This window comes from Parabacteroides chinchillae (genome assembly GCF_900108035.1).
GTDB lineage: Bacteria > Bacteroidota > Bacteroidia > Bacteroidales > Tannerellaceae > Parabacteroides > Parabacteroides chinchillae.
Genome location: NZ_FNVS01000010.1, coordinates 67,279 through 90,765 on the forward strand (window position 1 = coordinate 67,279; position 23,487 = coordinate 90,765).

Here is a 23,487-nt window from a genome sequence, read left to right on the forward strand (position 1 = left end):
TATACAATGATACAAAGATACAACAATATACTAAAAACATCCCGATCATTTCTCCAAATCATCTCGATGTTTCGAAAAAATGATCGGGATGTTTTTTAGTATATAACTTCTACCCCAAATCTTGTTTGCCACATAATTCATAAATCACAAATCACAAATCTTTCTTGCCTTTGCCTCACTGCGTGCATTGATTCATGGATATTTAACTATAAAAGCAGAGCGTAACGAACGAATTCGCCGAATGTGTTCGTTACGCTCTGCTTTTTTCTTACTGCCGGTAAAGTTATTTATATCTTATTTGCTATCATCTTTATCGTTGCTCAAAACCTTATGTAAAGCTTGCCGTGCAAAATAAATACGACTTTTTACAGTACCGACAGGAATATTCAAATGCTTTGCTATTTCTTCATACTTATAACCGCTTATAAACAAGCTAAACGGAACTTTCAATTCATTACTGATACTACGAAGCGCTTTTGATACATCCTGCATAGAATAACTGTTTGTAGTTGAAGAACTAAAAACAGCATCAGAAGAAAGATCGATATCAGTCCAAATCTGCTGGTCGGCGTACTTATTTACAATCTTACGATATTCACTAACAAAAATATTACGCATTGCGACAATAATGCGACCTTTTAAAGCGTCTTTGTTATTCTCCATATATATGCTAATTTAAAATGAGCTCTACGTCTCCAATCAACAGAAGAATACTTTAAAAGGTTTCAGTTTTTTTGCTTTTTAACTCACAAAAGCAGCTACTTTTTTACGATCTGTCTCTACGGTTTCAAATTCGGAAGATACCACATTACTACCCATCGGAACATTTTCATTGCGATACACCATTTTACTGTAAACGATTCTGCGGGCTGACGTGTGAAACTCTTTAGCACCGGTTTCCTGCTCTATTTTTACTATATTCTCTTCGCGCACTCCGCAACCAGGCATAATAATGATGCGGTTGGCCGCACGCTTCACCAGTTCTGCAATCAAAGAGATACCTTTCACAGCATCCGACTGTTGTCCGGAAGTCAGAATACGGTCGCATCCCAATTCTATCAGCTGCTCTAAAGCAACAAAAGGATCCCGGCACACATCGAACGCCCGATGACAAGTTACCGATAAAGGCTTGGCTGCATCCATCAGCCGGCGCATCAGCGTAACATCGATATCTCCCTCTTTCGTAAGGCAACCAAACACTACGCCATGCACTCCCAATTGTTTACACATTTCTATATCATGCAACATCGACTGAACCTCGGCAGGCGTATACAGGAAATCGCCACCGCGAGGACGTATTATCACATTAATGTCGATAGCAGACGTTAACTCCCGGGCGGTCATGATCTCACCATAGCTGGGCGTTGTTCCTCCTTCGGGAATACCGGCACACAACTCTACACGTTTAGCGCCTCCCATTTCGGCCTCTACACAGCTCTGCGCCGAATTGGCACATATTTCAATAATACGAATCGGTTTCATAAGCATTTATCTCTATATTCGTTTAAGCAAACACAAAGATAGAACTATTTTTGCGAAGGAGTTACAAGTTATCCGATTCCTCCCGCGATATCCAGCAATTCGTTCGTAATAGCTTGCTGGCGGGTTTTATTATATTGCAAGGTAAGTCGCCGTATGAGATCGTTTGCGTTATCATTTGCGGTCTGCATGGCCATCATCCGGGCGGCATGTTCGGCGGTTGCCGTATCAAGCATTGTTGTATAAACCGTCAGGTTGAGTAATTTGGGAAGGAGCAAAGTCTGTACATCCTCTGCTGACGGTTCCAGTATGTAGTCCGCCCTGACAGAACCGCTTGCTCCTTCTTCTTCCAGTGCCTGTATAGAAACAGGCAGGAAAATCTTCTTCACCAATATTTGCGAAGCCATACTTTTGAAGTGGTGATAAAGCAACTCTACCTGATCCGCTTTCCCGGATGCATACAATTCCATCAACTCAGTGGCCAAAGAAACAGCTCCTTCGAAAGAAGGTTTTTCTCCCATATGAATGAAATCATCGGTCGTTGCATAACCGGCCTTATGCAGTTCGTCGGCAATCTTCTTCCCTATCGGATAAAGAGATACAGCAATATTCCTATTGTTATAATCGATAAGGCATGCCGACAGTTCTTTCCAGACATTCACATTAAATGTACCGCAAAGACCGCTACTGGAAGAAAAGACAACAATAGCGACCCGTTTTACATCCCGTTGTCTCACAAACGGAGAATCCCATTCACATGCCGAAGCCAGAAGAGCATTCAGGATAGCGGACAATTTACCGGCATATAATTGAGTATGTTCCGCCAATGCCTGTGTATGGTGTAGCTTTGCAGAAGAAACCATCTTCATAGCAGAGGCTATCTTCTGTGTGCTCCGTATAGATGCAATCCTGACTTTTATTTCTTTCAATGACGCCATATTCCTATTTATATGATTCAGACAAACGCATTGCCGTATTTTCCAGAATTTTCATCACTTCATCGCTGATTGTTCCGGCTTTCAATACATCCAGCACATCGTGCCGGTGAGCAGCATGCAACTCCTGAAGGAAAGCATTCTCAAAGGCATGCACCTTCTCCAGTGGAACCTCTTTCAATAATCCTTTCGTTCCGCAATAAAGAATAGCAATCTGATCTTCAACAGGCATTGGATTATATTGTGGTTGTATCAACAACTGGGTATTCTTCCGCCCTTTATCTATCGTAAAAGCTGTAACGGCATCCATATCGTCGCCAAACTTGGAAAACGACTCCAGTTCACGGTACTGAGCCTGATCTATTTTTAACGTACCCGCTACTTTCTTCATCGCTTTCAATTGGGCATTACCTCCGACACGCGAAACAGAGATCCCAACATTGATAGCCGGCCGGTTTCCCTGGTTAAACAGATCAGTCTCCAAAAATATCTGTCCATCAGTAATAGATATCACGTTCGTAGGAATATAGGCGGAAACATCGCCTGCCTGTGTCTCAATAATAGGCAGAGCTGTAAGAGAGCCGCCACCTTTCACCTTGCTTTTCATACTTTCGGGCAAATCGTTCATCTCTCTCGCCACTTCAGGCTGGTTAATGATCTTTGCCGCCCGTTCCAGCAAGCGGGAATGCAAATAAAAGATATCACCCGGATAGGCCTCGCGCCCCGAGGGACGACGAAGGATCAACGATACTTCACGATAGGCAACCGCCTGTTTGGAAAGGTCGTCATATACCACCAAGGCATGCCGCCCAGTATCGCGGAAATACTCTCCGATGGAAGCACCGGCGAAAGGAGCAAAATACTGCATGGCAGCAGGATCAGAAGCCGTGGCACTTACCACGATGGTATAATCCATGGCGCCTTTCTCCTGTAACGTCTTAACTAAAGCGGCAACCGTAGATCCTTTTTGGCCAATCGCTACATATATACAATAAACAGGATGGCCGGCCTCATAATTGCTGCGTTGGTTGATGATCGTATCGATAGCAATGGATGTTTTTCCCGTCTGGCGGTCGCCAATGATGAGTTCCCGTTGTCCACGTCCGATCGGAATCATCGCATCGACAGCCTTAATCCCTGTTTGCAAAGGCTCATTCACCGGTTGTCGGAAAATAACACCCGGTGCTTTGCGTTCGAGCGGCATTTCACAGGTTTCACCTATAATTTCGCCTTTTCCGTCAAGCGGATTGCCCAAAGGGTCGATCACACGACCGATCATTCCTTCGCTCACCTGTATAGATGCAATGCGTCCGGTACGTTTTACAATGTCGCCTTCTTTTACCATATCGGTCAAGCCAAGTAAAACAGCTCCGACATTGTCTTCTTCCAGATTCATTACCACCGCTTCGATACCGTTATCAAATTGCAACAGCTCGTTCGCTTCGGCATTATCAAGACCGTAAATACGCACCACGCCATCACTTACCTGCAGTACTGTGCCAACCTCTTCCATATGGACACTGGTGCTGATTCCTTCCAGTTGCTGACGCAAAACGGCAGTAACTTCGCTTACTTTTATTTGTTCTGTCATACTTTTTGTTTCTTTTTATCTGTTTTCGAATAACCGGCTACGAATGTCGTTCAGTCCTGTTGCATAACTGGCATCTATCCGGCAATTCCCTATTTGCAGGCAAAAACCGCCCAGTAATTCAGGTTTCACATAGCCAACAAACTCGATCTTGTTTTTCGTCTCTCTCTCCAGCTTATCTACCAGATGATGTTTCACTTCGTCGCCAACCGGCACCGCAGTACTAAAATACACACGGGCAATTTTCTTGTCTTTCCGGTATAAATGGATATAGATATAAGTAATGAAGAGCAACTGGTTTTCCCGTCTGTGTTGTAAAACCAGTCGAATAAAACGTTTATACAAATCACATACTTCTATACCACCTGCCGCTATCAGCAATTGCTCTTTTTCCGTTGCGGTTACAACCGGATTGGCAATAGCTTCTTTCAGTGCCGGTTCCAATGAAAAGCTATCGGCCAGCATTTTCATATCCTGATACACGCGCACCTCTTCTCCCTTTTCTTTAGCTAAGGAAAAAAGGGCACTTGCATACCGTGGAGATATTCGTCCTATATCCATAACATTATCTACGATTTACTGAAAGACACCTCATCAAGCAACCGATTAATAATTTGCTGCTGCTTGCCGCTACTGTCTATCTTTTCTTTTATCACTTTCTCTGCAATTGTGATAGACAAACCGGTTATTTCCGAACGGATATCGCGGATTGCCCTTTCTTTTTCTTCCTGGATGCGCTGGGTTGCTTCAGTAATCTGTTGCCGGGCTTCAGCCTCAGCTTTCGTACGCGCTTCATAGATGATCTTCTCTTTTTCTGTGATTGCTTCCTGGAGGATTGCATGCTGTTTTTCTTTCGCATCCATAAGAATCTTATCCGCTTCCATTTGCACATCGGCCAGTTGCTCTTTTACCAGACGCGCTTGCTCCAAGGAATTATCGATATATGCTTTCCGTTGCTCTATCGCTTTAATAATAACAGGAAAGCCGTACTTGGAAAGAATAACCAGAACCATTCCAAAAGAAACAATCATCCAGAATAGAAGGCCCAAATCCGGTGTTAATAATGACATAACAAACTAAAGTTTACTGAAACAATGCAAGGAAGCAAACAACTATTGCAAACAGAGCAACACCTTCAACCAAAGCACCCATAATCAACATCGATGTACGTATCTCTCCGGCGGCTGACGGCTGGCGGCCAATGGCTTCGACAGCTCCTTTCCCGATCAGTCCGATACCAATTCCGGCGCCGACAGCGGCAATACCTGCTCCTATTGTTGCACCCATCTTGGCCACTCCCATTCCTGCAGCCGCTTGTAATAAAATAGTCGATAACATAACATTTAACATTAAGTGAATATTCCAAATTTTAATCTTCTACTTTTGCCAACCCTATATAGTTGGCAGAAAGTAAGGTAAATATATACGCCTGTAAACAGGCAACCAATAACTCCAGACAATTCATAAAAGCACTGAAGAAGACAGATACAATTGTCATTCCAAAGTTCACCAGCAAGCCCATCGAAGTTGTAATAAAAATCAGACAAGTAAGAGCCAGAATAATAGTATGTCCGGCCATAATGTTGGCAAACAAACGAATCATTAGTGCAAACGGCTTAGTAAAAACGCCGAAAAACTCCACTAACGGCATAATTGGCAAAGGCAACTTCAGGTAAATCGGGGCCTTTGGCCAGAAAATTTCTTTCCAATAGTTTTTGGTGGCAAACAAATTGACAACAATAAACGTACAAGCTGCCAACACACCAGTTACAGCAATATTACCTGTTACATTCGCACCTCCCGGGAAAACCGGAATAATTCCAATCAAGTTATTAATCAGAATAAAGAAAAATACGGTAAGCAAGTATGAATTATATCGTTTATAATCTTTCCCGATCGCTCCTTTAATGACATTATCCTGCATGTAGCAAATGGCTGTTTCTATCAGTCCGATAAACCCGCCCGGAACTTCATTCGGATGTTTCTTATACCAGCGAGCCGTCCAAAGAATGATAAAAAGAATTATAGTGCAACTTATAAACAGGCCGCACACATTTTTCGTCAACGACAAATCCAGCGGGCGCACCACTTCTCCACGGCTGTTCTTCTCTACCACTTTGCCTGCGTGATCACCTTCGGTTGCGAGATAATAATTGTCATATGCATTTCCGTCATGCAAATTATGAGAGAAAAAGAAACTCCAACCCCGTTCCTCACTCTTTACCAGGACAGGCAATGAAATTGTAATTTCTTTTCCGTTCCATTTGGTAATATGCCAGGTATAAGCATCCTGAATATGCGAGAATACGATTTCCTGCACATCTACCGGGGATGATTCTGCTTTCACCGACGTCGTAAAGCAAAGCCATATCATCCCTATCATCCACCAAAGCCTGCTATTGCTAATATCGTTCATCATTTTCTTTTTTCTCTCTTTTCATCCTTTTCTTCTCAAACAAATAGATCGTATAGGTCTCAAGCCCCAGATAGATAAAATAGAACAACATCAGTGTAAAACCGAAAGTTTTTAACTGCTCTCCTACCAGATTTGCATACAACCAAAGAAACACCAGCACAAATGTAAACTTACAGAAACGCACCAGCATATAGGTAGTGACGGTAACATCCCCCTTCTTTTTCTTTACCCGGTCAAGGAAATAAGTCAAAACTATTCCTGTCACCCAATAAAAGACAGGAATGGAAGGATACCACGAGAAATAGTGTTCCGGCCAAATAGTGTATAACAAACCTCCCAGCGTAACTCCAATAGCAACATCTATGAAGGTGAATAATGCCATTAACTTTAATTTCAACCTGCCTTTCATACACCTGTCTGTTATTCGACACAAACGGATAAGATATTGTTGCTTATCTCAATGAATCCGTTCCGTATCTTTTGTTCATATCGTTTGATTCCGTCTTCATACCGGATCACTCCTTCTCCCAACGCAGCTATCATTGGAGCATGATTGGGCAATACATCGAAAGAACCGGCCAGTCCCGGAAAAGAGGCATCCTCTATCTCTCCATTGAAAAGCATTCCGTTAGGTGATACTATTTCCAGTCTCATAATTACTCTTTTGCTTGTTCGGCTAATCGTCGCCCCTTTTCAATAACTTGTTCTATCGTTCCCACATTCAGGAAAGCCTGTTCCGGAATTGTATCTGTTTCGCCGTCAAGAATCATCTTGAAGCCACGAACCGTATCTTCAATGGAGACCATTACGCCGGGGATTCCTGTAAACTGTTCCGCAACGGCAAAAGGTTGCGACAAGAAACGTTGTACACGCCGAGCCCGGTTTACTGTCTGGCGATCTTCTTCGGAAAGTTCTTCCATTCCCAATATGGAGATAATGTCCTGCAATTCCTTATTCCGCTGGAGAATCTGCTTCACCCGTTGGGCGGTTTCATAATGCTCTTTGCCTACAATGAGCGGATCAAGAATACGGGAAGTGGATTCCAGCGGATCGACTGCCGGATATATTCCAAGTTCCGTAATCTTACGGCTCAATACCGTAGTGGCATCCAGATGGGAGAAGGTGGTAGCCGGAGCCGGGTCTGTTAAATCGTCAGCCGGCACATAAACAGCCTGAACAGAAGTAATGGAACCTTTCTTTGTAGACGTGATCCGTTCTTGCATCGCTCCCATCTCCGTAGCCAGCGTAGGTTGATAGCCTACGGCAGAAGGCATACGTCCCAGCAAGGCGGAAACTTCCGATCCTGCTTGTGTAAAACGGAATATATTATCAATAAAGAACAAAATATCTTTTGTTTCGCCTTCGGCTGCCAGGTCACGAAACGATTCGGCAATCGTCAATCCGGACAAGGCTACCGACGAACGTGCTCCCGGCGGTTCGTTCATCTGTCCGAATACCAATGTAGCCTGCGACTTGGAAAGTTCCTCGCGGTCTATCTTAGACAGATCCCAATTTCCTTGTTCCATACTTTCCTTAAACGCTTCGCCGTAACGGATTACGCCGGACTGAATCATCTCTCGCAACAAATCATTTCCTTCGCGCGTACGTTCCCCCACACCGGCAAAGACAGAAAAGCCGTTATTCTTCTTCGCTATATTATTAATTAATTCCATAATAAGAACCGTTTTACCTACACCGGCACCTCCAAACAGTCCTATTTTACCGCCCTTAGCATATGGCTCCAACAAATCAATCACCTTAATACCGGTGTAAAGAACTTCCTGCGTTGTAGTCAGATCCTCAAACCGGGGAGGTTCCCGGTGTATTGGAAATGCACCCTTTTTATCCAGCTCTTCCATCCCGTCTATCGGGTTACCTGTTACATTCATCAAACGACCTTTCACCTGATCGCCAACAGGCATTGTAATAGGCGAACCATAAGATACAGCTTTCATACCTCGTCTTAATCCGTCTGTAGTATCCATGGCCACAGTACGGACAGTGTTCTCTCCTATATGTTGTTGTACCTCAACTATCAATTTTTTCCCATTAAGGCACATTACCTCCATAGCATCATGGATATGCGGAAGTACAATCTTCTCTTCCGGGTCTCCGTCAAAATGAATATCTACAACGGGACCGATAACCTGCGAAATATACCCTTTAATCTCCTTCATCAATCTCTGCTTTAACTTAACCTATTTCATTTGCAATATTACGAATTCAGAAAATCGCAAGTTGGGAAATATGACTTTTTCGCCTTTTTTGCATTTAGTTAAACATTTGACTATTTAGCTTATATTTTTAAATGGAACAATCTATTTCTGAAATGAACCAAACCTAAAAGTCGAATTGATTTGCAAATGCTGTAAAATGAACTACATCCTGTTTTCAACCTTTTTGATCACAGATTATACATCAAACGTTTTGTTTTGTTAAACTTTTTCGTTTTCAAACATAATATTGATATTCCTAATAACATTTCAGACAGGTTTACGCTTTTACCTATATCATTATTTACAAACAATGCCGTACATTTGTACTTTGAGATAAAGCAGCAAGAACATGAATTCAGAAAAACAAAAAGGACACCTACTTATATTGGTGGCAAACATCTTGTTCGCAATAAATATGCCTGTTTCCAAGTATTTATTGCCTACCCATCTAGCGCCTGAAGCTTTAACAATCATGCGTATGTCTTTTGCCTGCGTAATGTTCTGGATTACTTCACTGTTTGTCCCTTTCGAGAAAGTTTCGTTAAAAGATATGGGCACTTTATTTATATGCGCCTTATGCGGAGTAGGCTTTAACCAAGGCTTATTTATTTGGGGACTCAACATTACATCTCCGGTTGATGCTTCTATCATAGCCACTGCCGTACCTATTTTCGTTATGATACTTGCTGCTATTATACTAAAAGAGCCTATCACAAGAAAAAAGGCATTAGGTGTTTTACTGGGAGTAACCGGGGCTGTTTCCCTCATCCTGCAATCCGCACACAGTTCAAACCAGGCCAGCAGTTTAGCCGGAAATTTAATGATTACATTCAGTGGGTTCATCTATTCCATCTATTTAGTATTATCGAAACCGCTGACATTAAAATATTCATCCGTAACAATGATGAAGTGGATGTTTCTATTTTCAACATTAAGTGTATTACCGTTTACAATCGGGCACATAGCAGATTCTCCCGCTTTCCAAAGGTCAGTTCTTGATTTCCGGGAATTAGGAGCTATTTTCTTTGTTCTGTTCGGAGCAACGTTTGTACCTTACCTATTAATACCGATGTCTTTAAAGCGCATCCGTCCAACTACCGTCAGCATGTACAATTATGCACAACCTATCATAGCATCGTTTATTGCAGTTTTAATAGGACAAGATTCTTTCAGTTTTTACAAATTACTTTCTGCAGCATTTGTTTTTGTAGGCGTCTATATGGTTACGCAGAGTAAGAGCCGGGCAGATATAGAAAAGGAAAGAGCCTTAGAAACTGCAAAAAAGTAAGGATTTGCCATAAATCACCTTCTTTTTAGACACTTATTTTGGTAAAAATGCTTGCATTTGAAAAATAATGCGTAATATTGCCCCTGCAATACAAAATAGAGAACAAATCAATGAGTGCAGAATTTGCATATTATACATGGGCATTGATGACCCCTTGGGGGGTTAGAATCTATTCACTTCGATCAAATTGAGAGTTGACAGTGGACAGTTAATTATCTGCATTGTCCTTTCACATACAAGTCAACATTCAGTATCTCATTATTTCCTTATTAAGAAATTCTTATTAATAACCATGGTTGCCGGTTTACATATATGGTATTTATCTTTATGATAACCGTAATTGTCAACAGTCAGCTATCAATGATAAAAAGATGAAAGTATTAAAATTCGGCGGAACGTCCGTAGGTTCCGTAGATAGTATTTTAAGTGTAAAGAAGATTGTAGAAGCTATAGACGAACCGGTAATAGTAGTTGTATCTGCTCTTGGCGGTATCACAGACAAATTATTAAATACGGCAGCACTGGCTTCAAAAGGAGACGTGGCTTATGAGCGTGAAATGTCTGAGATTATCGCCAGGCACCTGGATGTAATAGAAGGTGTAATTCCCGATCCGGCTTTACGGAATGACGTTCAAAAGAAAGTAATGACTTTACTTGACGAACTGGCAAATATATTTAAGGGTGTTTACCTGATCAATGATCTTTCGGCCAAAACTTCGGACACGATCGTCAGCTATGGTGAGCGTCTTTCATCCCAAATCGTATCTAATGTCATAAAAGAAGCCCAATTATTCGATTCGCGCAAATTCATTAAAACGGTAAAGCAATTCAACAAACATATCGTCGACTTCGAATTAACGAATAAACTGGTTAAAGAGGCGTTCAGCCCGCTACCCAAAGTATCATTGGTTCCCGGCTTCATCTCTACCAGCACGGAAGGCGAAGTAACGAATTTAGGACGTGGCGGATCAGACTACACAGCCTCTATCCTGGCAACGGTTCTGGACGCAAACGTACTGGAAATATGGACAGACGTAGACGGTTTCATGACTGCCGACCCGCGTGTAATCAGTTCTGCTTATGTAATAGACCGCTTGACGTTTACCGAAGCAATGGAGTTGTGTAACTTTGGTGCCAAGGTAATTTACCCTCCGACAATCTATCCTGTCTACCATAAAAATATACCGATCCGGATATTGAATACGTTTAATCCGACAGCCCCGGGAACTTATATTTCCAAAGAACGGATAAAAGATAGCAGTAAGGCTATCATTAAAGGAATTTCATCTATTAACGATACCTGCCTGATCACCGTTCAGGGCCTAGGCATGGTGGGGGTTATCGGCGTAAATTATCGAATATTCAAAACCTTGGCAAAAAACGGTATCAGTGTATTTATGGTATCGCAGGCCAGTTCCGAAAACAATACTACGTTTGCAGTACGTAATGCGGATGCCGATTTAGCCGTTAACGTTTTGAACGAAGAATTTGCCCTTGAACGTGCGCAGGGAGACATGAGCGACACTGTTGCCGAAAAAGACCTGGCAACCGTAGCTATCGTAGGTGAAAATATGAAGCGTACTCCCGGTATTGCCGGAAAATTATTCGGTACGCTCGGCCGTGCAGGTATCAGTGTGATAGCCTGTGCCCAAGGTGCTTCTGAAACAAACATATCGTTTGTCATCAAGCTAAAATATCTACGTAAAGCATTAAATTCTATTCATGATTCTTTTTTCCTGTCGGAATATAAAGTGCTAAACCTTTTCATAGCGGGAGTTGGAACGGTAGGCGGTAACCTGCTCGAACAAATCCGCATCCAACAACCCAAATTAATGGATCAAAACGGGCTTAAACTAAATGTAGTAGGTGTATCCAACTCCAGATACGCACTTTTCTGCCGCGAAGGGTTGAATCTTGAAAACTGTATCGATGATCTGAAAGAAAAAGGTGAAGCCAGTAATCCTGAGCACCTCTGCGAAGAAATACTTAATATGAATATTTTCAACTCCGTATTCGTAGACTGTACTGCCAGCCCGAAGGTTTCGGCATTATACGAAACACTGTTGAATAATAACGTGTCCGTAGTAGCTGCTAATAAAGAAGCAGCATCTTCTTCTTTCGAGACTTATACGACCCTGAAAGAGACAGCCCGCCATCGTGATATCAAATTTCTGTTTGAAACAAATGTCGGAGCAGGCCTTCCTATAATCAATACAATGAACGACCTTATAAACAGTGGAGATCATATACTGAAACTGGAAGCTGTATTATCCGGCACTCTGAACTATATATTCAATACAATCAGTGCCGATATACCCTTCAGCAAAGCCATCCAGTTAGCAAAGGAGGCAGGCTATGCCGAACCCGATCCACGTATCGACTTAAGCGGAAAAGATGTTGTTCGTAAACTTGTTATTCTGGCGCGTGAAGCCGGTTACAGAGTAGAACAGGCAGACGTAAAGCGAAACTTATTTATTCCCGACGAATACTTCGAAGGATCTGTCGATGATTTTTGCGGAAAGATAAAAGAACTGGATGCTGCATTCGAAGCCAAGCGCCAGCAACTGGAAGCCGAACACAAACGCATCCGCTTTGTAGCCAAGATGGATCGCGGTGTCTGCGAAGTAGGTTTACAGGAAGTCGATGCCCATCATCCTTTTTATGAATTGGAAGGCAGCAACAATATCATCATGATTTCAACCGAACGTTATCACGAATATCCCATGATCATAAAAGGCTACGGTGCTGGGGCAGACGTGACAGCGGCCGGCGTGTTTGCTGATATCATCTCAATAGCGAACATCCGATAAAACTGAATTTTATTATGAAGCACATCATCATTCTGGGAGATGGCATGGCAGACGAACCTATCGAAGCACTCGGTGGTAAAACACCTATGCAGTATGCCAATACTCCCTATATGGATAAATTAGCAGAACTAGGTGTTACCGGACAGATGAAGACCGTTGCCAACGGTTTCCATCCCGGTAGTGAAGTTGCCAATATGGCTGTTCTGGGCTATGACCTGCCCAAAGTATACGAAGGCCGAGGCGTACTGGAAGCTGCAAGCATCGGCGTTACCCTGCAACCGGGAGAAATGGCCATGCGTTGCAACCTTATCTGTGTAGAAGGCGACATTCTGAAAAACCATTCATCCGGACATATATCCACCGAAGAAGCCAACGAACTGATCCGGTTCCTTAACGAGAAACTGGGTTCCGACCGGGTAAAGTTCCACACCGGTGTCTCCTACCGCCACCTGCTGGTTATAAAAGGCGGAGACAAAAGATTGGACTGTACACCTCCGCATGACGTACCGCTTCATCCTTTCAAACCGTTGATGATAAAAGCTGAAGTTCCGGAGGCCGGAGAAACAGCCGGTTTATTAAATGAACTTATATTGAAATCCCAGGAAATCCTGGCCGACCATCCGATAAACAAGAAACGTATTGCAGCCGGTAAAGATCCGGCCAACAGTATCTGGCCGTGGTCGCCGGGATACAGGCCAGCCATGCAAACTATGCAGGAAATGTACGGTTTCAAGAAAGGAGCCGTAATATCGGCTGTCGACCTGATCCGCGGTATCGGAGTATATGCAGGGCTTGAAGTTATCAACGTAGAAGGCGCTACCGGTTTATGGAATACGAACTACGAAGGAAAAGCCCATGCCGCCCTTGAAGCCCTGAAGACAAACGACTTTGTCTACCTGCATGTAGAAGCCAGTGACGAAGCCGGGCACGAAGGCGATGTAGACCTGAAAGTAAAAACAATCGAATATCTGGATAACCGTGCAATACGGATTATTTATGAAGAATTACAGAAATGGGACGAGCCTGTTGGTATTGCTATTCTGCCCGACCATCCTACTCCGTGTGCCATCCGTACGCATACTAATACACCTGTGCCTTTCCTTATATATAAACCAGGCATACAACCGGACAGCGTAACCCGCTTCGACGAGTTTTCGGTACTGGACGGAAAATACGGAGTATTGGAAAAAGACCTGTTCATTAAAGAGTTTCTTAAAGAATAAATCACATGAAATATTACAGTACAAACAAACAAGCCCCTCTTGCTACGCTAGAGGAAACCGTCATAAAAGGTTTGGCCGGCGATAAGGGACTATATATGCCCGAAAGGATTCCTTCCTTAAGTAAGGATATTATTAGTAAAATGAAACATATGTCTTTCCATGAGATAGCGTGCACAGTGGCACAAGCTTTCTTCGGCGAAGACATCGAACCGGACGTATTGGACAAGATCGTAAAAGATACACTTTCGTTCGACACACCGGTAGTACATGTGGAAGACAACATCTACAGCCTGGAACTCTTTCACGGCCCCACGCTGGCATTTAAAGACGTAGGCGCCCGCTTCATGGCCCGTTTGCTGGGTTACTTCATTAAGAAACAAGGATTGAAAGAGGTAAACGTACTTGTTGCTACTTCGGGAGACACAGGTAGTGCCGTAGCCAACGGTTTTCTGGGCGTTGAAGGTATCCACGTGTATGTGCTCTACCCCAAAGGAAAGGTAAGCCCTATACAGGAATGCCAGTTCACAACGCTGGGACAAAACATCACGGCGCTCGAAATAGACGGTACCTTCGACGATTGCCAGGCCTTGGTAAAATCCGCCTTTATGGATAGCGAACTGAATGGACACATGAAACTCACTTCGGCCAATTCTATCAACGTAGCCCGCTTCCTTCCGCAATCATTCTATTACTTCAATGCGTATGCACAACTGGACAGAGCAGGAAAAGCAAACGAACTGGTAGTAAGTGTTCCCAGCGGGAACTTCGGCAACATCACAGCCGGGCTGTTTGCACACCGGATGGGACTTCCTGTCAAACGCTTTATAGCGGCCAACAACCGCAATGATGTATTCCTCGAATATCTCAACACCGGCAAGTACAATCCACGTCCGTCCGTAGCCACCATTGCCAACGCGATGGACGTAGGCGATCCTAGCAACTTTGCACGCATTTTGGACTTGTTCGGTATCTATGGCGATCCGCACAAAGCAATCTGCGGATTGATCTCCGGCTACCGCTTTACAGATGAAGAAATTGCTTCCACTATGAAACGCGTTTACAACGACTGCGGCTATTTGCTGGATCCCCACGGGGCATGTGGCTTCCAGGCGTTGGTACAAAATGCACTTGATGCGAACGAAACCGGTGTATTCCTGGAGACAGCCCATCCTGCCAAGTTCAAAGGCACGGTAGACAGTATCCTGGCTTCGGACATCGAAATCCCCGCCAAGTTGCAAGCCTTTATGAAAGGTAAGAAACAAAGCATAGAACTCAACAAAGACTTTGCCGGCTTCAAAGCCTACCTGATGGCACAATAATAGAAAAAAAGACAGTTCAAAGTCCGTTGTATCAGGAGTAACCCTTCCCCTATGGGGAGGGGAAAAGAGGGAGGCTGGAGTGCCCGCACCATACGGAAAACCTCCGTACCCCTACAAAAGTATCACCGGCGCACCGGCGGAGTCTCCGTACCCCTACAAAACCATTACCGGAGTAGCTGCAGCCATTTTGTAGGCCTACAAAACCATTACAGACGCGCCGGCAGCCATTTCGTACCCCTACAAAACCATTGACGGAGCTCCGGTGATACCTCCGTAGAGCTACAGAGGCTTCACAGACCGGATTTCTCAATTTTCGACCTGCTATTAACCCATACAAATCAGCAGAAGGTTGCCATCAACACAAATACGCCTTATCAGCGTGCATAATATCAATGTATTTCTTTATATTTGCCCTGTTTTTAATTCTTTATTTACAATTCAGACCATGAAAAAGACATTTATCGCCATTGCCTGCGCTGCTTTGTGTGCAGCTAATATGTACGGGCAAACAAAAGGACACTTCAACAATCCGGTTATTCCCGGTGATGTGGCCGATCCCTCCATCATTCGTATAGGCAACACCTGGTATGCTACCGGAACCTCTTCGGAGTGGGCGCCTTATTATCCAGTGTTTACATCTACAGACCTGGTAAACTGGAAACAGACCGGGCATATCTTCGACAAACAGCCGGAGTGGACAGTTTCATCGTTCTGGGCTCCGGAGTTGTATTATATGAACAATAAGGTCTACGCCTACTATACGGCACGCAACAAAAAGGGCGTGTCCTATATAGGTGTAGCCACGGCAGACAACCCGACAAAGGAATTTACCGACCATGGCCCGGTTGTTGAATACGGAACCGAAGCCATCGATGCCTTTATTCTGGAAGACAACGGCAAGCAATACATCTCATGGAAAGCCTACGGACTGGATAACCGGCCTATCGAACTTCTTTGCAGCCAACTTTCGGACGACGGCCTGAGCCTTGTAGGAGAAACATTCACCCTGATGCGCGACAACGACCGGATCGGAATGGAAGGCCAATGCCACTTCAAGAAAGGAGATTATTATTATATGCTCTACTCTACGCATAGCTGCTGCGGACCTAAAAGCGATTATCAGGTACGCGTTGCCCGTTCCAAAACGCTGAAAGGCCCGTATGAAATATATGATGGTAATCCGGTCCTGCACGGCGGTAGCGACAAAGTTCAGTCATGCGGACACGGTACAGTGACCACTACCCCGGACGGACGTATGTTCTATTTCTTCCACGCCTATCTGACCGGAGGCCGTTTCTTTGCCGGACGCCAACCCATGCTCCAGGAAATGGTAATAGGCGATGACGGCTGGATACACTTCCCCACAGGCGATACGGCGCAATTAGAACAGCCGCTTCCATTCAAAGGAAAAGAGCAGAAAGCAACGCTTGGTTTCTTCGACAACTTCAAAAACAACAAGCTGAAAGCCGGATGGACATGGAACTATCCTTATACTACCGTTAATATCCACGCAGGCAAAGGTAAACTATCGCTAAGCGGAACCATGAAGGAAGGCAACCATAACGGCTCGGCACTTTGTCTCCGCCCGGTAAAACCCGATTATGCTTTTGCCACACAGGTAATCAACCATAATAGCAGCCTGAAAGGTCTTACCCTCTACGGCGATGACAAAACATTGGTAGCCTTTGGCGCCCAAGGAGACAAACTGATACTGAAAGAGGTGATAGACGGTAAAGAGCAGATCGTCTGCAACGAACCGCTCCCCGCTACTTCTCTTTATCTGAAAATAGAAGTAAACAACGGAACTCAATGTACTTTCTTCTGGAGCAAAGACGGAAAAACGTGGCAAGCCCTAAACAACATTGCCCCGAAACGCGATTATAGCAAACAAGTACGCTGGGACCGCGTTGCACGCCCGGGACTGATCCATTGTGGTTCGCCAACCGAACCGGCAGAGTACAGTTACTTCCGGTTACTATAAAATACCAATAGTAATAAGAACGGGCGGTTATTCCACCGCCCATTCTTTCATCTCCAACATATCCAGATATTCTTCCCATTCCGGGTCTACTTCGGTATAGATAGAAATAGGTAGAAGTTCGAAGGAAGCCAAAGCCTCGTTCAAACGTTCGCCAAAAACACGCACCGTACGGGTATAGAACACCCACACCTTCTCACCGCCTCCTGTATAAACGCCGGTAAGGATAGAAAGTTTATCCTTCTCCATCGCTTTTTGCAGCACGGCCTGTACCTCTTCCATACGTCCTGCAACTTCTTCCAAAGGCATGCCAAGTTTATCCGCTTCATACTTCCAGGTTATCTCTGCACGCTCCTTAAACTTGCCTGACTGTACAAACTCAGTCAGTTCTTCGCGGCCGCTCACCGTTATCATTTGTCCCTCCTCGCTCTCCGAAAGCGCGGTAAACCATACATTACTCAGTTTCATATTATCTTTATTATTAGTTGTCTGCTGCAACTGCAAAGATAGAGATTATTCCGTCATCATCACATGCAACTTTTTGCAGAAAATTACAGAGCAACCAAAGGCCATACGAGAATTTGGCAAACATTGTCAAGCCTGATTATTCCATCTATAGTCTTTTTTCCTTTTCTGCCACAACTGCCAGCTATTAAAAATATTCTGCCACAGCACATAGCTTCCGGGACCTACAGACGAAAGGGGATTTAAGTAGGTATAGGCCATCCAGATAGCTAAGACAGTATTTTTCTGTCCGAGAGCCTGACCGGCACTAATACGGTCTTTATAGACACTACCAATACGCCTACCCAAATAAAACTGAATACAGCAGGTAATGAGTCCTCCCAAAGCAATAAGTATCTCTACCAAGAGGTCGGCATCACTATTCACCAACGAACGGACGGTTTGTCCCGTTACAATTGCAAGTGCAACCGCCCAAAGATAAAAAGCAGCATCACGTAAACTTAATAAAAAGCGATGAACCGGCGGACAAAACAGGCGCAACACCCAAGCCAAAAAGAACGGAAACAACAGCAATGGAAATACTTTGCTTAATATAAGCAAAAATGCAGAGAAAAAGGTAATATCCGCATGAGGTTCCACCAATGGAAAAACGAATGGCACAACTATTGCCGCCAGTAAGTTTGAAAGTAATGTATATGTAGTTAAACTCGAAGCGCTGCCTCCCAATTTTCCGGTAATTACAGCGGCGGCAGTAGCGGTAGGACAGATCAAACAAACCATAATTCCTTCAAATACATCTTTGTAAGCTTCATCCATCCTCACAACTATCAGGAAAGTTGCCATTAAAGCACAGGTTACTATCTGAAATAATAACAACCACCCATGCCAAGGTTGAGGCATTAGTTCATGCGGGTCCACTTTGCAGAAAGTAAGCAGCAACTGGGCAAAGATCAAAGTAGGCGTAAGGAAAGCTATTAAAGAAAAAACAAATGGTTTTGTCGGCTCCAGAAAAGAGAAGTTGGCAAAAATAAAGTACCCCGACGCTCCGGCCAGCATAGCAACCGGCAGAGTCCAGTTTTTCAGGAATTTCAACATAATACCTCACCCATTTATATTCGGCTGCAAAGTAACAGCTTATAAAAGGAATAGACAAGATTCACAGATGCTTTTTATAAGAAAAACACAAGCATTTTAAGCAAGAGTCATAAATATAAAGGAATAAAAAAAGCTTTAGCCCGTAATGAGCTAAAGCTTTTATATTCATTTTCCAACTCGGATTAACGTAATGGTATGTATTGTACAAATGCCTCCATCGCTTCATAAGAAGCCAGACCTAGTTGATGGTATACCTCCGCCGTTGCACGGTTGCGGTCTTCTGCACGTTGCCAGAACAAACGTTCATCATCTCCTAAGAACGGAGCACTCTCTGCCTGCGACTGATGTTTCAGGATTGCATTACGTTTATGGCGTAATTCTTCAGGAGAAATAGGAACCGCCATTTCTACGTGATCCATTTCCCATTCCGCCCATGCTCCACGATACATCCATACGCGGCAGTTCTTCATCCATTCTTCATCTTTTACGTCATCTATAGCTGCAAGAACAGCATCCAGACAAACCTTGTGGGTTCCATGAGGGTCTGCCAAGTCGCCTGCAACAAATATCTGATCCGGTTTTACTTTCAGCAGTAAGTTCTTTACAATATCCTTATCAGCTTCACTCAGTTCATTCTTTTTCACCATACCTGTTTCATAGAAGGGCAGGTCAAGGAAATGAACATGATCATCTTTCACTCCCGAATAACGGCAACCATGACGGGCTTCTTCACGACGAATCGTACCCTTCATAAATAGTACATCCTTACGTTCGGGTTCTCCATTTTCTACCTTTTCATAACGGAGGTAGTTGATTATTTCTTCCGCTTTTTTCTTTACGGAGTTATCTCCGGCAGCATATTTATCGCATACATCACGAAGATATTCGCAATAACGGATTACCTCTTCGTCACCTACTGCGATGTTACCGGAAGTCTGGTAAGCTACATGCACATCATGATGCTGGTCGCACAAACGGCGCAAAGTTCCTCCCATAGAGATAACATCGTCATCCGGATGCGGACTGAAAACAATCACTTTCTTCGGGAATGGAGTAGCACGTTCCGGACGGTTCGAATCGTCTGCATTCGGTTTTCCACCCGGCCAGCCGGTAATTGTATGCTGAATATCATTAAAAATCTTGATATTTACATTATATGCAGAACCGTACAAAGCCAGCAATTCGCCCAAACCATGTTCGCTATAATCACGATTCGTCAATTTCAGAATAGGCTTTCCTGTCAGCTGGCATAACCACACAATAGCACGACGAATCAGTTTATTATCCCATTCACAGTTGGTCACCAACCATGGATGGCTTATTCTTGTCAAATCATAAGCTGCAGACAGATCAACAACTACTTTTGAATTCGGATGATTCTGTATATAAGAAGAAGGGATCAGGTCTGTCACCGGGCCTTCCACTGTCTTAGCAATAATACCTGCTTTATCTTCACCCCAAGCCATTAATACTACGCTACGGGCATTCATCATAGTAGAGATACCCATTGTAATTACGCCGGCAGGTACGTTATCTATTGATGGAAAAGTACGGGCAGCTTCCTTACGGGCAGCACCTTCCAACACAACCAGGCGGGTACGCGAACTGATAGTTGAACCGGCTGCATTGAACATGATGTTACTGCTCTGTCCTAATCCCAATAAAATATAATCCAATCCTCCGGCTTGTTTGATATCTTCTTCATATTTCCGGCAGAAATCCAGAACCTCATCTTTCGGCATATTTCCATTCGGAGCATGAATATTTTCAGAAGGAATATCCACGTGCGCAAATAAGGCTTCCTGCAAACGGGCGACATTTCCACCGAAAGTTGATGCCAACGGATAAAACTCATATTCAACAAAAACGATCACATTACGGAAACTCAGATTTTCTTCCTTATGCATGCGTATCAACTCTTTGTACACATTCAGTGGAGAACGTCCTCCGGGAAGAGCGATAACGAATGACTCGCCTATCTCTTGTTTCATACGTATTTGAGTTGCTATTTCATTAGCTATAGCGAGAGACCCTTCATCTACCGACTCATAAATATTAGTCGGGATTTTTTCCAAGCGAGTTAACACTGAATGCTCAAAAGCATTTTCCGGACGGTAATACCGCTGGGGTATACGCGTCAAGGTAATCTGAGAACTAAGGTCCTTTTTCATGTCTTATTTACATTAAATTCGATTTACTTTACTTGAATTACAAATATAGCTATTTCCGCCAACATCATATTGCATTTATTTATAAAACAAATTTATCGGGAAAAAGTTAAGCCAATGTATTTGTCTCCGGTACCAATTTACCCATTGACCATACGGCACGGACATTATATTTACGGTCCAATATAACAATATCGGCATCTTTTCCACGCTGTAAAGATCCTTTACGATCATCAACCCCCATCAAACGTGCCGGGGTTTCGGAAGCCATCCGTACGGCATCAGCCAACGGAATTTCTGCTTTTTGCACCATAACACGCACTAATGTGTCCATTGTAGCAATACTACCTGCCAATGACGAATGATCGGCAAGTTTACAAACATTGTCTTCTATAATGATGCGCGAACCAGGAGCCGGACGATCTCCTCCCGCAGCATACGAAAGAGCATCTGTAACAAGGCACATACGTTCCACTCCTTTCAATTTATAAACCAGGCGTAATATAGTAGACGGAAGATGCTTACCGTCGGCAATCACTTCCACGGTCATATCATCCATAAGAAATACGCTCTCAACGGTTCCTTCGTACTTGTATTCACGGCGTTTATGAAAACCCGGCATTGCATTATAGAATTGGGCAGCATGGGTAAAACCTGCTTTATAGGCATTCTTTATATCTTCAAATTCTGCTTCGGTATGCGTAATGGCAGCCAATATACCTTTGGATTTGATATACCGGGCAAATTCATGTGCGCCTTCCAGTTCGGGGCTAATATCCCAACGCTTGATACAATCCGTCTTTTCCAGCAAAGCGGTATACTCTTCTTTATCTAAAGCCTTAATCGTGTCTGCATAAAGAAGACTGGCCATTTTAGTATTCAGATAAGGCCCCTCTATATGAAGTCCAAGTACCGGACTGCCTGCTTCTGCCATCAACTTCTCACATACGGAGGCAGCCTTGTATATATCAGAAACGGAAGAAGAAGAAAGAGTTGGAAAGATAGAAGTAGCGCCATGCTTCATATGACCGGCAACTGCGCCTTTAAATGCGTCTTCGGTACATTCCCTGAAATCGCGGCCAGCCCCGCCATGCACATTCATGGCAACAAAGCCCGGAATAATATACATTCCTTTAGCATCCACCACAGTAGCATCTATCAACGCCAAATCGTTATTTGTAACTTCCAGGATTTTACCATCCCGAATCAATACAGATCCTTCTTCCAGCCATCCTTGGGGTGTAAGAATCCGGCCATTTATAATTTGTGTTAACATTGTATTTCCTTTCCGTGTTTTATGCAAATAACTTATTCGTGCCTTCCACCAATTTGCCCATAGCCCATACGGCACGAACATTCAGATCATTATCCAAAATCATAAGGTCGGCATCTTTACCGCGTTGCAGCGTACCTTTACGGTCGTCTACACCCATAATACGGGCAGGCGTTTCGGAGATCATACGTACAGCATCTTCCAGCGGTATCTCCGCTTTCTGCACCATTGTACGGATAAGCCTGTCCATTGTCGCTACACTACCAGCCAAAGCCGACCGGTCGGCCAATTTACAAACTCCGTCTTCTATAATCACACGCGGATCAAAAGCGTCCTGGCTATCGCTTGCCGCACAAGCCAAAGCATCTGTAATCAGGCAAGTTCTTTCCACACCTTTTACTTTATACACCAACCGAAGTATAGTAGGCGGAACGTGAATGCCATCGGCCACCACTTCAACTGTCATATCGTCTATCAGATAGATACTTTCGACCGTACCTTCGTATTTATACTCACGACGTTTATGAAAACCAGGCATTGCGTTATAGAAGTGTGTAGCATGTGTATAACCTGCTTCATAAGCTGTACGGATATCTTCATACTCCGCCTGCGTATGACCTACGGAAACCAACACGCCTTTTGAAGATACATACTTACCGAACTGCATAGCGCCCGGTAGTTCGGGAGCTGCATCCCAACGTTTAATACAATTTGTTTCTTCCAGTAACGGGATATATTCTTCCGGATCCGGATTTTTTATATTTTCAGGCATCTGGCCGCCTGCCATTTTCATATTGAAGTAATGCCCTTCCAAGTGCAATCCCAATACAGGACTATCTTTTTCGGCCATTAGTTTTTCGGTAGTAGCTGCTGCTGCACGAATCATCGGGATGGTAGAAGAAGAAAGGGTTGGAAAAATACTGGTAGTACCATGTTGCATGTGAGTAGCCACGGCAGCACGGAAAGCCTCTTCGGTTCCTTCCATAAAATCCCTGCCGCCACCTCCGTGTACATGGATTTCAACACCTCCGGGAACTATATACATTCCTTTGGCATCGATCAGAGTTGCTCCTATAACAGCTAAATCACAGTTGGTTACTTCCAAAATCTTGTTGTCCCTTATCAACACAGAGCCATCTTTTAGCCAGCCCTGCGGAGTAAGGATCTTGCCATTAATAATTTGAGTTAACATATTGATGAATTAGGTTGTGTGTTTGTTTTCTAGCATACAAAG

General features: G+C 43.8%; 21 protein-coding genes. 5 read left to right on the forward strand and 16 right to left on the reverse strand.

The features are described from left to right. Positions 1-294: 294 nt before the first annotated feature. The 11 genes from C4S38_RS09395 to atpD form a co-directional block, all read right to left on the reverse strand. On the reverse strand, positions 295-663 hold the full coding sequence (locus tag C4S38_RS09395) for an RNA polymerase sigma factor (RefSeq protein WP_099463208.1): 369 nt from the start codon (positions 661-663) through the stop codon (positions 295-297). 78 nt (positions 664-741) lie between these two features. Then, entirely contained in the window at positions 742-1,482 is a 741-nt protein-coding gene (locus C4S38_RS09400) for a copper homeostasis protein CutC (protein WP_103983588.1), read from the reverse strand. Positions 1,483-1,550: 68 nt separating this feature from the next. Further along, the gene (locus C4S38_RS09405) at positions 1,551-2,417 is read right to left on the reverse strand and encodes a F0F1 ATP synthase subunit gamma (protein ID WP_103983520.1); all 867 of its coding nucleotides are present in this window, start codon (positions 2,415-2,417) and stop codon (positions 1,551-1,553) included. Positions 2,418-2,421: 4 nt separating this feature from the next. Next, positions 2,422-4,005, reverse strand: a complete 1,584-nt coding sequence (gene atpA / locus C4S38_RS09410) for a F0F1 ATP synthase subunit alpha (protein WP_103983521.1) — start codon at positions 4,003-4,005, stop codon at positions 2,422-2,424. Between the two features lie 15 nt (positions 4,006-4,020). Beyond that, positions 4,021-4,563: a F0F1 ATP synthase subunit delta gene (locus C4S38_RS09415; protein ID WP_103983522.1), complete on the reverse strand. Its 543-nt coding sequence runs from the start codon at positions 4,561-4,563 to the stop codon at positions 4,021-4,023. Positions 4,564-4,571: 8 nt separating this feature from the next. Then, positions 4,572-5,072, reverse strand: coding sequence for a F0F1 ATP synthase subunit B (gene atpF / locus C4S38_RS09420; RefSeq protein ID WP_103983523.1), 501 nt, complete (start codon positions 5,070-5,072; stop codon positions 4,572-4,574). Between the two features lie 13 nt (positions 5,073-5,085). Then, a complete protein-coding gene (gene atpE, locus C4S38_RS09425) occupies positions 5,086-5,340 on the reverse strand; it encodes an ATP synthase F0 subunit C (RefSeq protein ID WP_103983589.1) in 255 nt (84 codons plus the stop codon). 31 nt (positions 5,341-5,371) lie between these two features. After that, positions 5,372-6,421, reverse strand: coding sequence for a F0F1 ATP synthase subunit A (gene atpB / locus C4S38_RS09430; RefSeq protein WP_103983524.1), 1,050 nt, complete (start codon positions 6,419-6,421; stop codon positions 5,372-5,374). Beyond that, entirely contained in the window at positions 6,405-6,827 is a 423-nt protein-coding gene (locus tag C4S38_RS09435; protein ID WP_103983525.1) for a hypothetical protein, read from the reverse strand. The genes atpB and C4S38_RS09435 overlap by 17 nt, the downstream gene beginning before the upstream one ends. 11 nt (positions 6,828-6,838) lie before the next feature. Next, positions 6,839-7,072, reverse strand: coding sequence for a F0F1 ATP synthase subunit epsilon (locus C4S38_RS09440; protein ID WP_103983526.1), 234 nt, complete (start codon positions 7,070-7,072; stop codon positions 6,839-6,841). 2 nt (positions 7,073-7,074) lie between these two features. After that, the gene (atpD, locus tag C4S38_RS09445; RefSeq protein ID WP_103983527.1) at positions 7,075-8,595 is read right to left on the reverse strand and encodes a F0F1 ATP synthase subunit beta; all 1,521 of its coding nucleotides are present in this window, start codon (positions 8,593-8,595) and stop codon (positions 7,075-7,077) included. A 388-nt stretch (positions 8,596-8,983) separates the two neighbouring features. Between atpD and C4S38_RS09450 the strand changes: the two genes are divergently transcribed. The 5 genes from C4S38_RS09450 (at position 8,984) to C4S38_RS09470 (ending at position 17,255) form a co-directional block, all read left to right on the forward strand. Beyond that, positions 8,984-9,922, forward strand: a complete 939-nt coding sequence (locus tag C4S38_RS09450; RefSeq protein ID WP_103983528.1) for a DMT family transporter — start codon at positions 8,984-8,986, stop codon at positions 9,920-9,922. A gap of 371 nt (positions 9,923-10,293) precedes the next feature. Next, positions 10,294-12,732, forward strand: a complete 2,439-nt coding sequence (gene thrA, locus C4S38_RS09455; RefSeq protein ID WP_103983590.1) for a bifunctional aspartate kinase/homoserine dehydrogenase I — start codon at positions 10,294-10,296, stop codon at positions 12,730-12,732. 14 nt (positions 12,733-12,746) lie between these two features. Further along, complete coding sequence (locus C4S38_RS09460; protein ID WP_103983529.1) at positions 12,747-13,955, forward strand: cofactor-independent phosphoglycerate mutase; 1,209 nt, start codon at positions 12,747-12,749, stop codon at positions 13,953-13,955. Positions 13,956-13,960: 5 nt separating this feature from the next. After that, a complete protein-coding gene (thrC, locus tag C4S38_RS09465) occupies positions 13,961-15,274 on the forward strand; it encodes a threonine synthase (RefSeq protein ID WP_103983530.1) in 1,314 nt (437 codons plus the stop codon). Between the two features lie 445 nt (positions 15,275-15,719). Beyond that, on the forward strand, positions 15,720-17,255 hold the full coding sequence (locus tag C4S38_RS09470) for a family 43 glycosylhydrolase (protein WP_103983531.1): 1,536 nt from the start codon (positions 15,720-15,722) through the stop codon (positions 17,253-17,255). 27 nt (positions 17,256-17,282) lie between these two features. On the opposite strand, the gene C4S38_RS09475 is transcribed toward C4S38_RS09470, so the two are convergent. From C4S38_RS09475 to nagA (C4S38_RS09495), 5 genes are all read right to left on the reverse strand, one after another. Next, complete coding sequence (locus C4S38_RS09475; protein ID WP_103983532.1) at positions 17,283-17,720, reverse strand: DUF695 domain-containing protein; 438 nt, start codon at positions 17,718-17,720, stop codon at positions 17,283-17,285. 126 nt (positions 17,721-17,846) lie between these two features. Then, positions 17,847-18,812, reverse strand: coding sequence for a transporter (locus C4S38_RS09480; RefSeq protein WP_103983533.1), 966 nt, complete (start codon positions 18,810-18,812; stop codon positions 17,847-17,849). 182 nt (positions 18,813-18,994) lie between these two features. Further along, the gene (locus C4S38_RS09485) at positions 18,995-20,983 is read right to left on the reverse strand and encodes a glucosamine-6-phosphate deaminase (RefSeq protein WP_099463216.1); all 1,989 of its coding nucleotides are present in this window, start codon (positions 20,981-20,983) and stop codon (positions 18,995-18,997) included. 106 nt (positions 20,984-21,089) lie between these two features. After that, positions 21,090-22,256 carry an N-acetylglucosamine-6-phosphate deacetylase gene (gene nagA, locus C4S38_RS09490; RefSeq protein ID WP_103983591.1) on the reverse strand — a complete coding sequence of 389 codons (1,167 nt, stop codon included), beginning with the start codon at positions 22,254-22,256 and terminating at the stop codon, positions 21,090-21,092. 19 nt (positions 22,257-22,275) lie between these two features. After that, positions 22,276-23,445, reverse strand: a complete 1,170-nt coding sequence (nagA, locus tag C4S38_RS09495) for an N-acetylglucosamine-6-phosphate deacetylase (protein WP_103983534.1) — start codon at positions 23,443-23,445, stop codon at positions 22,276-22,278. Positions 23,446-23,487 lie beyond the last annotated feature (42 nt).

Bases quoted from the DNA above. Each gene is read 5' to 3' on its own strand.
- C4S38_RS09395 (WP_099463208.1), bottom strand. From the start codon at position 663: ATGGAGAATAACAAAGACGCTTTAAAAGGTCGCATTATTGTCGCAATG.
- C4S38_RS09400 (WP_103983588.1), bottom strand. From the start codon at position 1,482: ATGAAACCGATTCGTATTATTGAAATATGTGCCAATTCGGCGCAGAGC.
- C4S38_RS09405 (WP_103983520.1), bottom strand. From the start codon at position 2,417: ATGGCGTCATTGAAAGAAATAAAAGTCAGGATTGCATCTATACGGAGC.
- atpA (WP_103983521.1), bottom strand. From the start codon at position 4,005: ATGACAGAACAAATAAAAGTAAGCGAAGTTACTGCCGTTTTGCGTCAG.
- C4S38_RS09415 (WP_103983522.1), bottom strand. From the start codon at position 4,563: ATGGATATAGGACGAATATCTCCACGGTATGCAAGTGCCCTTTTTTCC.
- atpF (WP_103983523.1), bottom strand. From the start codon at position 5,072: ATGTCATTATTAACACCGGATTTGGGCCTTCTATTCTGGATGATTGTT.
- atpE (WP_103983589.1), bottom strand. From the start codon at position 5,340: ATGTTATCGACTATTTTATTACAAGCGGCTGCAGGAATGGGAGTGGCC.
- atpB (WP_103983524.1), bottom strand. From the start codon at position 6,421: ATGATGAACGATATTAGCAATAGCAGGCTTTGGTGGATGATAGGGATG.
- C4S38_RS09435 (WP_103983525.1), bottom strand. From the start codon at position 6,827: ATGAAAGGCAGGTTGAAATTAAAGTTAATGGCATTATTCACCTTCATA.
- C4S38_RS09440 (WP_103983526.1), bottom strand. From the start codon at position 7,072: ATGAGACTGGAAATAGTATCACCTAACGGAATGCTTTTCAATGGAGAG.
- atpD (WP_103983527.1), bottom strand. From the start codon at position 8,595: ATGAAGGAGATTAAAGGGTATATTTCGCAGGTTATCGGTCCCGTTGTA.
- C4S38_RS09450 (WP_103983528.1), top strand. From the start codon at position 8,984: ATGAATTCAGAAAAACAAAAAGGACACCTACTTATATTGGTGGCAAAC.
- thrA (WP_103983590.1), top strand. From the start codon at position 10,294: ATGAAAGTATTAAAATTCGGCGGAACGTCCGTAGGTTCCGTAGATAGT.
- C4S38_RS09460 (WP_103983529.1), top strand. From the start codon at position 12,747: ATGAAGCACATCATCATTCTGGGAGATGGCATGGCAGACGAACCTATC.
- thrC (WP_103983530.1), top strand. From the start codon at position 13,961: ATGAAATATTACAGTACAAACAAACAAGCCCCTCTTGCTACGCTAGAG.
- C4S38_RS09470 (WP_103983531.1), top strand. From the start codon at position 15,720: ATGAAAAAGACATTTATCGCCATTGCCTGCGCTGCTTTGTGTGCAGCT.
- C4S38_RS09475 (WP_103983532.1), bottom strand. From the start codon at position 17,720: ATGAAACTGAGTAATGTATGGTTTACCGCGCTTTCGGAGAGCGAGGAG.
- C4S38_RS09480 (WP_103983533.1), bottom strand. From the start codon at position 18,812: ATGTTGAAATTCCTGAAAAACTGGACTCTGCCGGTTGCTATGCTGGCC.
- C4S38_RS09485 (WP_099463216.1), bottom strand. From the start codon at position 20,983: ATGAAAAAGGACCTTAGTTCTCAGATTACCTTGACGCGTATACCCCAG.
- nagA (WP_103983591.1), bottom strand. From the start codon at position 22,256: ATGTTAACACAAATTATAAATGGCCGGATTCTTACACCCCAAGGATGG.
- nagA (WP_103983534.1), bottom strand. From the start codon at position 23,445: ATGTTAACTCAAATTATTAATGGCAAGATCCTTACTCCGCAGGGCTGG.